Below are 14,211 nucleotides of genomic sequence, written 5' to 3' on the forward strand. Positions count from 1 at the left end.
CTCTTACACAATTCACTTTTAGCAAACCTGAGTAGTCTTACCTTTGCTGCTCTGTGGTTTTTCCCTTCGTTTGTTTTCCTTTCCTGTCCAAGATTGATCGTGCTGCTCACTTTTTTCGTTTCCTACCTGGGAAATTTGCTCAGGAACAGGCTGTTGTTCACTCTTTTCTTTTCCTTGGGAAATTTGTTCAGAAACAGAGGTGCCTTTCTCAACTTCTGTAACTGGGGTTTTTAAAATATCATCAATGCCCTCGAGAATTTTTCCATTCAGTTTTGCTCTCTTTTCTGTATCATCTTTATCTTGTGAGCTAGGGTCATACAAAGTACCTTTTTTGTTATTTGAAAAAAGAACCTCCACTCCTCCTTTTATGGCAAATATTGTGCCGATAGCAGTAAGAACTACTCCGAGTGTAGTAGGACCAAAAATTAACATTGGAATAGTGGAAAGAAGGACAGGAAAAAAGATCTTGCTTAAGAACGTTGTTACCATCTCTTCATCACTGAGTGGTGGTTCATCCTCTTCTTTCTTGTCTTTACCTAAGAATGGTATTTTTTCTTTCATCCCATCCATAAAGGAGCCAGAAATATTTTTCGGGTCTATTTTGATCCCTCCAATTAGCAGCAGCAGCATTTCCAATACAAACTTTATGGATGAATCTTTAGCTTCTGTACCCCGTATATCAGCTACACACTTGGTTATTATTTGTTGTATTTTATCATTATTTAATTTCTCTTCTCTAGCTAAGCCTTGCTCTCTAATTTCTTTAAACATAGAAAGTAAAAACTGAGAAAAATTCTCTTCAATGAGTGGTTTTATATCTTTTGGATTGACATTATTAAGTAGTATGTCCTTATAAGCTGATATAAAATAATCAGTTGTTTCTTTGTTCTCCTTTAATTCGGCTTTACCTTCTAATACTTTTACAAAGTAATCATAGATTACCTGATGTTCCTCTTTTTCAAAAATTTTCTCATCTTTGTTAGTTACCTGATTTGAAGGTTCCAAATTCTTTGTTTGTGGAGTTAATATTTTTGTCATAACTGAGTTACTCACATTTACTATACTTCAATTGTAGCATATTTTTCATATTAATTCAAATAATCTATACTCCTAGAATTCACGATGTTTAAGTCATAATTAAGGGAATTTAGACCCCAGTTGTCGCCAACTTTTATTTCTACTTCAAGTGGTACAGAAATTTCTATTGCATTTTCCATTATATCTTTCATAAGTTTTGCTGTTTCTTGTACCTTTTCGTCCTCTACTTCAACCAGTAGTTCATCGTGAACCTGGAGGATTATTTTACCTACTTTCAATTGGTCAAAAAGCTGAATTGTCGCACGTTTTATTATATCAGCAGCGGTTCCTTGCAGTGGTGCGTTTATTGCTGCCCTTTCTGCAAATTGTCTTATATAAGGAATTGTATTGTTTATGTCTCTTACAAAGCATCTCCTGCCAAACAAAGTTTCTACATAACCATGCAATCTTGCGATAGACACTGTTTTTTCCATATAGGCCTTTATTTCTGGGTAACAGGAAAAATAGTAATTAATGTATTCAGCAGCTTCCGCAATGGTAATTCCAAGCCGCTTTGCAAGACCAAATGGGCTAATGCCATATATAATTCCAAAATTGATGGATTTTGCTTTGCGTCTTAATTGCTCATCTATTTCTTGCACTCCAAAAACTTGCCTTGCGGTGATCTCATGAATATCTTGTCCGTTTGCAAAAGCTTCTTTAAATGCTGCAACGTTTGCAACGTGTGCCAGGAGTCTTAATTCTATTTGCGAATAGTCAGCAGAAATTATCTTATGCCCTTTTGGCGCAATAAATGCTTGTCTGATAAGATTTCCCTCTTCGCTTCTGATAGGAATATTCTGTAAATTAGGATTGCTGGAGCTCAGCCTTCCAGTTGCAGTTGCAGTCGTTGAAAAGCTTGTGTGTATTCTACCATCAAGTGGATCAACTTGCTTTATTAATGCATCAGTGTAGGTGCCTTTTAATTTACTTAAATGTCGCCAATTTAAGATTTTACTTGCGATTTCTACCCCTTCTTCTTCGAGTGCCTCTAGAACTTCATAATTGGTGCTATAAGATCCAGATTTTTTTGACTTTTTCTTTTTATTAAGCCCCATTTTGTTGAATAAAACATCACTTAATTGTTTTGGCGAAGCAATATTAAATCTTTCTCCTGCCAAATTATATATCTCATCTTCAAGCACGGCAATTACCTGCTGAAATTTATCGGACAGCTCCTGTAATTTTTGTATGTTCAGTAATATCCCATTTTTCTCCATATCAAATATTACTTTCATAAGTGGCTTATCGAAGCGCTCGTAAATTGTGAGCAATTTTTCCTGAAATAACCTTTGCTTTAGCTTTTCATGAATTGCTATTAAAGTTTTTGCCGAGAAAATTTCTGCATTTTCACTCAAATTATGCGCAACTATGTTTGGAATACTGTGATCATGCTTTCCTGTATCCAAGCTATACGACATTATCATCAAATCATCAACTGAATCTAGCATCTTCTCTACTGTAGGGAAGATTTTCCTGATCTCTTTAATGTTATGTATTATTTTAAGCACTCCATTTGAGAGCAAAGTTAAGTTAATTATAATGAGTGCATCTTGTATGCTGTCTTGCTCTATATAAAAAATATTACTTTCGCTATAAGATAGACTTAATACATTGTTTTCAAGGTGGTAATGAATTGCAATTTTGCCTTCATATCTACAATGCTCCAAAAATTTCTCTAACTCTTCACTACTATATTCTATTTTCTCTTTTGTGCTAGACCCATTATAGGAAAAAAGCTTTTCCACTTTCCCTATTAAGGAATTGAATTCATACTTCTTTAAAAAGGATAATAGTTTTTCCATATTTGGAGAATGGACTTCATATTTTGCAATATCATGTTGAAGGTCTACTTTTTCGCATAGTGATAAAAGTTCTCTTGAAATTAGAGCTTTTTCCTTATGTTCGGTGAGAATATTACGAATCCTCGTTTGCTCGATATTATCAATGTTCTCTATAATATTATTCAATGAATCAAATTCATCCAGTAATTTAGCTGCAGTCTTCGGACCTATTCCCGGAACGCCTGGAATGTTGTCAGATGCATCACCAGTTAGAGAAAATAAATCAAGAAGCTTGTGTGAGTTTACACCAAATTTTTCTATTACTTGTTTTTCATCTATATATATATTTTTAATGGGGTCGAATATTAAAATATTGTGGTTCAAGAGTTGAAATAAGTCTTTATCTGATGAAACGACTACCACTTTAAAGTCTTGGTGGTTGGCGTATTTTGCAGCTAGTGTTGCAATTATATCATCTGCTTCATAACCTTCAATCTCTTCATAGCTGAGGTTAAAAGCTTCTACCGCTTCCCTCAGTATGGTGAACTGTGGAGTTAGATCCTCAGGAGGCGTTACTCTGTTCGCTTTGTACTCAGGATATAAATTGTGCCTAAAATTCTTTTTCCCTGCATCAAGTGCTATAGTTAAGTAGTCCGAATGGGCAATGTACTTAAGAACCATATTCAGAAAGCCATATACACCACCTATTGGCATTCCTGTTGTGGTAATTAAGTGAGGTAGTACATAGTAAGCTCTGAAAAGAAAACCATAGCCATCGATGATTGTGAAAGTTTTTTCTTTCATTGTAGATATTTATGCGTGCTTTTGATGGTCCACTATTTAGCTGAGAAAATCAAGTTTTTGTTTTTCTGCTTTTGAGCGTTGTAAGAGATTTTACCGAAAATAGCATTCATGATGGGGATGTACACATATGACCTTACCCAGAAAAAGTGGAGAGAAAGTGTGGAATGTTTTTTACAAAAAGAATGATGCATCAAATTGTTCTGGAATGCAATAGTTAATAGTGACGTTGTTTGTTATAAAAAATTTCTATGTATTCAAATATTGCAGTTCTAGTTTGTTGAGCAGAGTGTTGTGAAGTATCAATAAGTATTTCTCTTTTCAATGAGGTAAAGAAGCTTTCTGCAACAGAATTGTCGTAACAACAGCCTTTATTACTCATCTATATTCTTTACAGCTAAGAGATATTGATACCCTTGCGCAGTATATTGTGAACCTTGGTCACTGTGCAGCAGTAGATTTTTAACAGGTTTACGCCTATTAATGGCCATTAATAAAGAGTTCATAACCAATTGTTTATTTATTGCACTACTCATTAACTACCATACGTGAGAATTATTGCTGCCAAATATAGCCATCCCTCCTTGGTTTTGATGTAAGTAATCCCATACTTTATTTGGTTGATCAACAATAAAGTTTTGGTCTAATATATTGGGAGCTACAGCTCTATTATCTGTTTGTTGTTTTTTAATTTTAAACTTTCTTTTCAGTATAGCCCTGATGTCATTTTTCTGCATAATACTTTGCACCGTTTTCAAATTGCAACTTTTACCCAAAGCCTTCAATTCAGCATGAATTTTAGGAGTTCCATATCTACATTTAGAAACTTGATATATTTTTTGAATAGCTTCGAGTAGCTCTTTATTTGCTGATTCTCTACTGCTTATTTTTCTTGTGGTCCACTTATAGTAGCCACTAGCAGAAAATCCTACATAATTCCTGTACTTTATAGCAGTTACTATATAAAAAAATATTTTACTCTTTTTGACTGGCCAGGGCTTTTTTTTAAATGTCTCTTTCCCTTGTTACTCTTGCTTTGTAAATCAAACCTCTCTTTGTCATAAGGTGCTACATCTGGAAATGCATTTGCCGCTGACTTTTTTTCGTTATATTTCTTCATCCATTTTCCTAATACACTATCCCTTATTCCTAGATCTCTTGCTACTTTTGCAACTGGTTACCTACCTTTCTTTGTTCATTTGCCAGCTTAACAGCTTCCAATTTGAATTCTGCCGTATATTCTCTTACCATTTCTAATCCTCCAAAATTTTATTTTACCAAAAAAAACTCTTTTCTTTCTCTCCACTTTTTCTGGGTAAGGTCACTATTTCTTAAGTAATTTACACTTCAGAGTTTATCTGCTTTAAAGTTTACTCTATTCTGTTTCAGCATTTGTCATAAATCCTTAATTATTTCTGACTTTTTAGTTCAGTTTTTAACCATTCTTTCCTTAACTTAATGGCAGTGACAATAAGCCTATCTATCATTCTGATGTGATTTCAGTTTTTTTTACATGCAAACTCTCTAATCCCACCTTGTAGTTAGGATAAATTAGAGAGACATTAAGATCTTTTTTAATTTTAACATTACTTACTCTTTTTGATCCTAAATAAAAACTCTGTGCATAATCTGGTAACTCAATTGGCTCTGGAGGGCTAACATTGAGAAGTTTGGCTGCATACATTATCACTTCAGATTGTGTAGTGGGTAAATCGTCTGCACAATTGTATATTTCACCAGGTTTTATGTTTTGCATGGAAGAAAATAAAATATTCGATATATCTTCAACGTGAATACGAGAAAAAAAATGCCCTTCTTTTTTCACATCTCTTGCTTTGCTAAGCTGCAAGTCAATTAACACGTTCCTACCAGGACCGTATATTCCAGCTAAACGAAAAATATGTACAGGCAATCTGCTATTCAGCCACTTCCTTTCAGATCTAAGGCGCTTTTCTCCTCTGATTTCTATAGGTTTTGTTTCAGATTCCTCATTCACCCAATTACCAGAGTGATCACCATAGACGCTAGTTGCAGACAAATAACCAAACCATTTAACATTTTGCAGGCAATCACCGTATCTCTCCACAACATCATCACCATCTGGAGGAATAGAAATTAAAACGTGCGTTGCGCTTTTAAGCAGATCTTGGCTAACCTTCTCATAATTAAAGAGGATTACATTTTGTATATCTTTACTTCTTGATGTGCCACTGACTTTCCAACCTAAGTTCAGTAATTTTTTCGATAAAAATTTAGCTACATATCCATAACCAAAGCAAAACAAGTGCATGAAAATTAATTTTTAAAATTCTTCTTGATAAATTCTACTCCTAATTTTATTCCCTCTTCATTAATAATATGCCCTAATGCATGAATTGGGTGTCCTTCAACATTTACTCCATTTTCTTTCAGAGCTTTAACCGCTAAGTCGAGGGACGAAAAAGGTACCACGTCGTCAGCATCACCATGGATAACACATATGTTAGGTTTTGACTTGATCTCTGGTGCAGTTTTTGAAGGTGAAAGAAATCTACCAGAGTATGCAACAACTGATGCACAGGATTGAGAGCGGGTGAGAGCTGTATGTATTGCAAGCATTGCTCCTTGAGAAAATCCAACTAAAGAAAGTTGCGTATCTTTTAAATTAAGCTCCTTTAATTTTGTATCAATGAAATGATTTACAATTGATGTAGCATTTTTTACTCCATTATATAGCGCTTCCTCACTACGATCTTCCAAGCTGAACCACTGATAACCATCACCTATTTCTCTTTCAAACGGAGCATTGGGTACTGCAAAATATGAACCCAGTAAAAACTTGCTCATAACTTTAGCAAGGTGAATGAAATTATCGCCACTTGAGCCCCAACCATGTAAAAAAATAATCAAATTTTTCTTATTTCCGCCTGCACAAATTTCTGGGCCTTTAAGTTCAATCATTTCTTTTCCTTTTGCATTTATATTTTTATTTAACACTAATTTTCAAATTTGTAAAAACCCATGTGCAATTATGTACACTAGCTCATAACTGTATGAACATTGCAATTTGCAGGCAATTCGCGTGGCAGATGAAAGTAGCTGACACTGGAATCCAGCTTTTGATCGAAAATGTTGCATAGTGCACAATCAATTTTTCTAGATCCCAGTGTCAAGCACTGGGATGACATCATAGGGGCGCTGGGATGACACCCTCCTGCTAGACAATGTTCGTACAGCTATGGAATGAATCGCGGTATGACGTAGGATTGCTGTCATTCCAGTGCTTGACACTGGGATGGCTTTGTTGCATCGCTCTTCGGATAGTAGGTAACGCACAATAAATTTATGAAGCTATCTCAAATTTAGCCATACCAATATCAGTGAACTTATTGAGCAAATAGCATTTAACAAGTAGTTCCTTCTCTCTATTTGTCTCAGATTTATTCCTAAAACTAAACCCGAATGTTTGTTTCAGTCGCGAGAAAAAACTTTCTATATAAGATCTTTTTCCATAACTCATCTCTTTTTTCCACTTCTTTATACTATCTTCATCATATGACTTTATGAGCTTGACTGCAGAATTTCTCTCAGCCATATAGTCTAACTTTGGATGCTCTGCTGCGTTGTTTTTCGGAGGAATTTTCGTTTTTATACCATATTGATTACACAGCTTATAGAGCTTTTCTCTGTCATATGCCCTATCTGCATATAGTACTTTTATGACATACTGAAAATCGACTTCTTTTAGCAAATCACAAGCTCCATAGTGATCAGAGTAGACACCGTTACTGTATTTTACAGCTATGGCTTTTTTGCTGTTTGTATTCAACATTACATGCAATTTTCTTGTCTGTTCATAGCTGCGATACTTTCTATCTTCGCTATTTTCTTTGCTATGACCAGGAGTGTTGTTGTATATACTAATTCCTGTACTGTCTATAGCAATTTCGATATCTTCCATATTATTTTTATCAATTCTGCAATCATTGATCTTAATATTGAGTTTCTTAAACCTTCTTGATGATTGTGAATAGCTGATAACTTGCAAATTTTTCCCAATTTGCTCAAGGTATCCTGCTATAAACCCAACTGTTTGCCTCAGGCCTATTCTAAATAAACAAGTTATTATGTGCACCAAAATTACAACTTTATCGCTATAAATATTGTTGCCACCTGGTATTTTTGGACCATTCTCGTACCACTTTTCTATGGCTTCGTTGATATAATGAAAAATATTTCCTCTTTTTTCTAGAAATTTGTTATATTCGCTATGGTTACTGACCCTCATTTTTTGTGGCATATTTTTTCTTTCAAGGTTAAATGGCTATTTTATAATGAATTTTGTCAGTAGCCACCAGATTTTTTCAGTTGCTATGCAACAAAGCCCACTGGGATCCAGTTCTTATTACCTGGTGTAAAGTTAAGTTTCCTGGATTCCAGTGTCAAGCACTGGAATGACACCTCTGGGCACTGCCGTCATAAAGGAACCAGTGCCAGCTACTTTCATGGCATCAATAATTGACCTCGACTTACCGCCCAACTAGAAAGTTGTATATAGAATGACAGAAATCCAGATGTTATTTACTTACTTTCGATCTTTTCTATCAATTTTTTAACTAAGCCTCTTAGCTTTTTACTGGATTCATCAAGCTCTTGAATCTGCGAGCTGTGCTCTTTCATTAGTTCCTTATAGTTACCTCTTATGTAGTCAATCATTTTCTTCATCTGAGCAATCATCTTGTTAACATCCATACTGCCCAAATCAGGTATCATGCCAGGCATAGCCCCTTCTAACATACCGCCAGCCATAAGCTGCTGAGACATTTGCATAAATGGTTTTAAAGTCTGATTAAGCAATTCAGGATCCTTGGCTAATTTTTCTATTTGCTCTTTGCAAGTATCCATATACTGCTTCATAAATTCATCTTCTTGCCCTTTGTCTATCATAATTATAACCTACCTAAAAATACGTGTTCTTTATTATATATTATTTTAAAATTAAAAACAATACAAAATACCTGTCACAATTGCATTAATACTTTTTAAATAATAAAAAATGCTCCTTTGCTTATAAAGGGTCACATACCTTCTTTAACCATTCCTTATCTTTTACGCTATTTTCTAAGTTTTTATAGACAAATTGATGGTAGCCATTTATCCATTCAATTTCATCCTTAGTAAGCATTTGCACATTTATTAGTCTTCTATCATATGGAATAGAGGTCAGTTGTTTAAAGTTTAAGAAGCCGTTTTCTTGCCTGTCAACATATATCAGATTTTCAATTCTTATTCCATACTCTCCCGGAATGTAATAGCCAGGTTCGTTGGAAAGTATCATCCCTGGCGTGAGTTTCACTTTATTACTTTTTGATATTGCTTGTGGTCCTTCGTGTACTGATAGGTAACTTCCTACTCCATGCCCCGTACCATGCATATAGTCCATTCCAAATTTCCATAAATGCGTACGTGCTAATATATCCAATTCTCCACCAGTAGTGCCAGGAGGAAAGATGACACTTGCTATAGCAATGTGAGCTTTGAGTACTATTGTATAGTGGGTTATTTGTTCATCAGTTGGATTGCCAATTGCTACAGTTCTTGTCACATCAGTTGTGCCGTCAAGGTACTGGCCACCAGAGTCAATCAAATACAGTCCATCTTTCTGAATTACTTTATTCGTCTTACTGCTTGCACGATAGTGAATTATTGCCCCATTCTCATTAAATGCTGAAATTATTGGAAAACTTAGTTGCTTAAACAAATTCTGCTCTTTTCTGTATTCTAAAATCTTTTCTTCAGCTTCAAGTTCTGTACCAACATTATTTTCAAGCCAATATAGAAAATTTGTAACTGCCACTCCATCTCTGATATGCGCATTTATAGCCCCAGCTATTTCAGTTTGGTTTTTTGCTGCTTTATAAATTAGACAAGGATCTTCTCTCTCAGCTACCTGTTTATCTTTTATTACAGCCATGATACTCATTGGAGTTGTGCTTGGATCCATGACTATTGAATTTAGCTTGTGCAGCGAATTTTCTAGCTCACTAATATCAAAAATATTTATATGATTGCCTAAATTTGCTTCTATAGTTGAATGTTCTTTATCTTGAATAAACAAACCAACATTACCGCTTTTATACAATATAGCACGGCCCAATATACATGGAGTATATTTAGCATTTTCATTTCTTAAATTTAATAACCACGAAATTGAATTTGGATCAGTTAAAAGCACTACTTCAGCTTCTTTATCTATGCTTTTAGCTATTTTTTCACATTTGTCCTTACTACTTTCACCAGCATATTCAATAGAATGTAAAACCACTGCTTGTTTTCGACAGTCACTTTTTTTTCCAGCTAAACAGGGTATTAATTTACAGATATTCTCATACTTTCTTATATCTTCTATGGTAAAATATTGCAAATAATAACCTAGTGAGGCAGTCGATGTTAAGTTTGCTTTTATCCATTCGCGTGGATCCTCTTCTTGTATATTATATACTTGAAAATTGCCCCGATCGAGCTGATTGCGAGCTTGTGTGATATAGCGTCCATCCGTAAAAAATGGGCACTTGTTGTCTTTTGTAACGATAAGTAGCCCATTTGTTCCTGTAAAGCCACACAGCTTTGTTAGCTCCTCTGAATACTCATTTAAATATTCATCTTTAGTATGCAACATAAATGCATCAACGTTTATCTCGTGCATAAAAGAACGAAATTCTTCGATTTTTGACATAGAACACCTCATACAAAATTAGCAGCCACTTTCGTTTTCCTGTTTCTCAAATACACTAATATGCTCACTATCGCTGCAGGAGTGATGCCTTGTATTTGCTTTGCAATGCCAATCGTCGCTGGTTTTATCGTCTGCAACTTTTCTATTACTTCACTTGACAGGCCTTTAACTTGTGAATAGTTAAAATCAATTGGAATTTGAGTGTTAATTTCCTCTCGTAAAAACTTCATATCCGCTTCTTGTCTTATTAGATAAGGTTTGTATTTTGCTTCAATTTCAACCGCTTCGCATATTTCATTCTTAGTTATGCTACCCATTGCGGTGCCATCCCAGCGCGTGATGCTGCTTAACTCCGGCCATATTTCTTGTAATTTATTCCAGTCGATGTTTGGATAGCTAAGTAAATCTAGTGCCGTTTTTCTTATCCCATCATAAGATATTTTGATACCATAAGACCTAAGCTGCTCAGGAGTAATCGTCAGACTCCCTAACTCCTCTTCAAGCTGCTTAATGGATTCAAGTTTATTCTGTAAAACGGAGTATCTCTCATGCGAAACAAGGGAAATATCATAACCTTTTTGTGTTAATCTTCTATCTGCATTGTCTGACCTGATAGCTAGCCTATATTCTGCACGTGAGGTAAATAATCTATAAGGTTCGATCACCCCTTTGGTGACTAGATCATCTATCATTACGCCGATATATGAGTCTGTGCGATGAAGAACAAAGCTTTCTTTTTTTTCAGATGCAGAGAGTGCTGCATTAATTCCGGCAATAATTCCTTGCCCTGCTGCTTCTTCATATCCAGTAGTGCCATTAATTTGGCCAGCAAAATATAGGCCTTTAATTTTCTTAGTTTCAAGAGTATGGCTTAGTTCTCGTGGATCAATATAGTCATACTCAACTGCATATCCAGGTCTTAGTATTTCTGCATTTTCAAGTCCCTTGATACTCTTTATCATTTCACACTGCACTTCAATAGGCAATGAATTTGAAATTCCGTTCGGGTATATAGTATCATCATTCAAGCCCTCTGGTTCTAAAAATATTTGATGACTACTTTTTTCTGCGAATTTTTTAACCTTAGTTTCAATGGATGGGCAGTATCTTGGTGCTATAATATCATCCAAATACGAAGAAGCTGACCTGTGCAGATTCTCTCTAATTATTTTATGCGTGTTTTCATTAGTATGGGTAATAAAGCATGATACCTGAGGTTGATTAATTTTTTCTGTTAAGTAAGAAAACGGCACAGGTGGATTATCACCCACTTGTTCTTGCAATATTGACCAGTTTATAGTGCCACGATCAAGCCTTGGCGGAGTTCCGGTACGCAATCTACCTAATTTAAAATTATATTTCTTCAACGTATTTGCAAGTTCTACGGCAGGCTTATCTCCCATTCTCCCTGAAGGAGTTACCTGCTCTCCTATATGAATCACACCCCGCAGAAAAGTCCCTGTAGTTAGAACGACTTTACTTGTCAGTATATGCTCCCCTGAGCTTGTTATTACAGCTTTAATGCACAATTCTCCATTGTTATTACTCTCTATAAGAAAATCGTCAACCGACTCTTCTTTTACCGTCAAATTATTATAATTTAGAATAATTTCCTGTATTGCTTGCTTGTATAATTTTCGGTCTGCCTGTGCACGCGGGCCCCATACTGCTGCACCTCTGCTGCTATTTAAAATGACTGAGTGTATACTTGCTTGATCGATTGCTCTTCCCATTATTCCATCAAGAGCGTCAACTTCCCTGACTACAACGCCCTTTGCAACTCCTCCGATTGCTGGATTGCAGGACATTTCCCCTATAGTTGAAATTTTATGAGTTATAAGCAGCGTGTTTGCACCAAGGCGAGCTGCAGCAGCAGCAGCTTCGCACCCTGCATGACCACCACCTACTACTACTACATCATATTTATGCATGCCTTCTTGAGTAATTCTTACTCTACTAATATTCTAACTATTAGCGGTTAATGTCAAATTTTACAGTAATTAACTATTTCAATCATCAGTGGCCAATGTATAGCTAACTCACGTCATACCGTCACGGTATCTCTAGATCCCGCTAACAAGCAGCGGGATGACGGTTTTTCAAATTATCGGGTTTTAGTGGGGCGAGCGACCAGGATCGAACTGGCGACATTCAGTACCACAAACTGACGCTCTACCAACTGAGCTACGCCCGCCAAGATATAAAATTTCTAACATAAGAGCGCAAATAGTCAATTGATTATTTAACTCTCCTTTTGCAGAGGGTTTTAAGTTTAGCCAATAAATATTTTCATTGATACTTTTACCATTATAGTTAATTGTATTGACACTAATGAAGTAGTGGTATGTTTAAAAGTATTTTCACATTTAGTTTTTTTACGGCTATTTCAAGGATCTCAGGGTTAATAAGAGATGTATTGATTGCTACGGTTATTGGTGCGAACTCTCTTGCAGACATATTTTTTTCTTCGTTTCGTTTTGCCAATCTATTTCGAGCATTTTTTGCAGAAGGAGCGTTCACTACCTCATTCATACCATTATATTCGACAGAATCATATGATAATAAAAAGGCATTTAATTTTGCAAGTAGTGTAATATCAATTACGTTTATTATCTTAGTAATTTTTTGCCTTATCATGCAAACTTTCTCCCCTTATATGATTCAAATTTTTGCTCCTGGATTTGACCAAAGTAAGTTTACCCTTACTGTTACTTTATCAAGAATTATGATGCCCTACATAATCTTTGTTTCAATTGCATCACTTATTGGTGGAATGCTGCAAGTAAAGCAGCATTTTGCTTCAACAGCTATTGCACCAATCGTTTTGAATCTCTGTTTAATCATCAGTTTGTTTGTGCCTTACGTAAAAACTCCAGCGCACAACCTTTCTATAGCTGTCCTTATAGGAGGAATTTTCCAGCTACTTTTGATACTATTTAGTGCATACAAGTTAAAGGCAGCTTTTTCTTTTAGCCTTGAATTAAGCAATGAAGTAAGGTTATTTTTTAAGCGTGTGATACCTGCAATTATCAACAATTGTGTAACTCAAATAAGCTTATGGATTGATACAATCATGGCGAGTTTTATACCAAATGCGGTGTCCTATATATATTATGCCGATAGACTAAATCAACTACCGCAGGGAATAATCGGTACTGCAATTGGTACAGTGCTTCTTCCTTTAATTTCAAAACAGGTGGATAATACTGAAAATATAGTCAAAATACAGAACAAGGCTCTCAACATAGGATTAATGTTAATTATGCCAACAACTGCTGCCTTTATCATTATTCCCGACATAATTTTACTTACGCTTTTTTCTTACGGCCAGTTTGATCATTATGCAGTGCAGCAAACTGTTCCCACTTTAATAGCATTTTCTCTTTCTTTACCTGCATTTATTATAAATAAAGTATTGCTACCTACATTTTTTGCTAAAGGCAATCTGAAAATACCAACCATATTTTCGCTAATGTGTCTTGGAATTAATGTAGTGCTAAACCTTTTGTTAATGAACGAGTATCAGCATACGGGGATTGCTATTGCTACTTCCGTTTCCACTTGGATAAACTCTATTCTATTAATTAGTTATTTAACAATAAATAAAATGTATAAGGTTAGCCAAGCGTTATTGTTAAATGTCATGAAAATTTTTGTAGCAACGGCAGTCATGTCAATAGCCCTTTATATTTTTAATTCTTTGTTGGCAGGATTATTTTTTGATAAAATGTTGGCTCGTATTGTTTATTTAACGACTTTAATAGCTTTGAGTGTTATTGTTTATTTTGGTATTCTCTATTTAATATTTAAGGGAAACTTTAAGCATGTGTAAAT

Annotated in this window: 10 protein-coding genes, 1 tRNA gene and 1 pseudogene; 1 reads left to right on the forward strand and 11 read right to left on the reverse strand. The window is 35.2% G+C overall.

From position 1 onward, the window contains the following. Positions 1 to 18: 18 nt before the first annotated feature. The 11 genes and pseudogenes from OOK90_RS06310 to OOK90_RS06375 all read right to left on the reverse strand — a co-directional run bounded on the left by OOK90_RS06310 (position 19) and on the right by OOK90_RS06375 (position 12,571). Positions 19 to 1,038 carry a hypothetical protein gene (locus OOK90_RS06310; protein ID WP_264706189.1) on the reverse strand — a complete coding sequence of 340 codons (1,020 nt, stop codon included), beginning with the start codon at positions 1,036 to 1,038 and terminating at the stop codon, positions 19 to 21. Between the two features lie 50 nt (positions 1,039 to 1,088). Then, positions 1,089 to 3,665, reverse strand: coding sequence for a DNA polymerase I (gene polA, locus OOK90_RS06315; RefSeq protein ID WP_209472448.1), 2,577 nt, complete (start codon positions 3,663 to 3,665; stop codon positions 1,089 to 1,091). Positions 3,666 to 3,836: 171 nt separating this feature from the next. After that, positions 3,837 to 4,913 (reverse strand): annotated as a pseudogene (locus OOK90_RS06790) (IS3 family transposase). A 232-nt stretch (positions 4,914 to 5,145) separates the two neighbouring features. Next, a complete protein-coding gene (locus OOK90_RS06340; RefSeq protein WP_264705891.1) occupies positions 5,146 to 5,952 on the reverse strand; it encodes an SDR family oxidoreductase in 807 nt (268 codons plus the stop codon). Positions 5,953 to 5,957: 5 nt separating this feature from the next. Then, the gene (locus OOK90_RS06345) at positions 5,958 to 6,602 is read right to left on the reverse strand and encodes an alpha/beta hydrolase (protein WP_015589325.1); all 645 of its coding nucleotides are present in this window, start codon (positions 6,600 to 6,602) and stop codon (positions 5,958 to 5,960) included. Between the two features lie 195 nt (positions 6,603 to 6,797). Further along, a complete protein-coding gene (locus OOK90_RS06350) occupies positions 6,798 to 6,977 on the reverse strand; it encodes a hypothetical protein (RefSeq protein WP_264705892.1) in 180 nt (59 codons plus the stop codon). Positions 6,978 to 6,984: 7 nt separating this feature from the next. Continuing rightward, a complete protein-coding gene (locus tag OOK90_RS06355; protein ID WP_209472359.1) occupies positions 6,985 to 7,941 on the reverse strand; it encodes an IS5 family transposase in 957 nt (318 codons plus the stop codon). 281 nt (positions 7,942 to 8,222) lie between these two features. Further along, positions 8,223 to 8,588 carry a hypothetical protein gene (locus OOK90_RS06360; RefSeq protein WP_264705893.1) on the reverse strand — a complete coding sequence of 122 codons (366 nt, stop codon included), beginning with the start codon at positions 8,586 to 8,588 and terminating at the stop codon, positions 8,223 to 8,225. A gap of 121 nt (positions 8,589 to 8,709) precedes the next feature. Further along, entirely contained in the window at positions 8,710 to 10,377 is a 1,668-nt protein-coding gene (locus OOK90_RS06365) for an aminopeptidase P family protein (protein ID WP_209472456.1), read from the reverse strand. An 8-nt stretch (positions 10,378 to 10,385) separates the two neighbouring features. Next, positions 10,386 to 12,308 (reverse strand): tRNA uridine-5-carboxymethylaminomethyl(34) synthesis enzyme MnmG, encoded by a 1,923-nt coding sequence (gene mnmG / locus OOK90_RS06370; protein ID WP_264705894.1) that lies wholly within the window; start codon positions 12,306 to 12,308, stop codon positions 10,386 to 10,388. 187 nt (positions 12,309 to 12,495) lie between these two features. Continuing rightward, a tRNA-His gene (locus OOK90_RS06375) sits at positions 12,496 to 12,571 on the reverse strand. Positions 12,572 to 12,721: 150 nt separating this feature from the next. Here OOK90_RS06375 and murJ point away from each other — a divergent pair. Continuing rightward, positions 12,722 to 14,209: a murein biosynthesis integral membrane protein MurJ gene (gene murJ / locus OOK90_RS06380; protein WP_264705895.1), complete on the forward strand. Its 1,488-nt coding sequence runs from the start codon at positions 12,722 to 12,724 to the stop codon at positions 14,207 to 14,209. The last annotated feature ends 2 nt before the right edge of the window (positions 14,210 to 14,211 follow it).

The sequence above is a fragment of the Wolbachia endosymbiont (group A) of Ancistrocerus nigricornis genome, assembly GCF_947250785.1.
GTDB lineage: Bacteria > Pseudomonadota > Alphaproteobacteria > Rickettsiales > Anaplasmataceae > Wolbachia > Wolbachia pipientis.

Coding starts and splice junctions, on each gene's coding strand:
- OOK90_RS06310 (WP_264706189.1), bottom strand. CDS start 1,038: ATGACAAAAATATTAACTCCACAAACAAAGAATTTGGAACCTTCAAAT.
- polA (WP_209472448.1), bottom strand. CDS start 3,665: ATGAAAGAAAAAACTTTCACAATCATCGATGGCTATGGTTTTCTTTTC.
- OOK90_RS06340 (WP_264705891.1), bottom strand. CDS start 5,952: ATGCACTTGTTTTGCTTTGGTTATGGATATGTAGCTAAATTTTTATCG.
- OOK90_RS06345 (WP_015589325.1), bottom strand. CDS start 6,602: ATGATTGAACTTAAAGGCCCAGAAATTTGTGCAGGCGGAAATAAGAAA.
- OOK90_RS06355 (WP_209472359.1), bottom strand. CDS start 7,941: ATGCCACAAAAAATGAGGGTCAGTAACCATAGCGAATATAACAAATTT.
- OOK90_RS06360 (WP_264705893.1), bottom strand. CDS start 8,588: ATGATAGACAAAGGGCAAGAAGATGAATTTATGAAGCAGTATATGGAT.
- OOK90_RS06365 (WP_209472456.1), bottom strand. CDS start 10,377: ATGTCAAAAATCGAAGAATTTCGTTCTTTTATGCACGAGATAAACGTT.
- mnmG (WP_264705894.1), bottom strand. CDS start 12,308: ATGCATAAATATGATGTAGTAGTAGTAGGTGGTGGTCATGCAGGGTGC.
- murJ (WP_264705895.1), top strand. CDS start 12,722: ATGTTTAAAAGTATTTTCACATTTAGTTTTTTTACGGCTATTTCAAGG.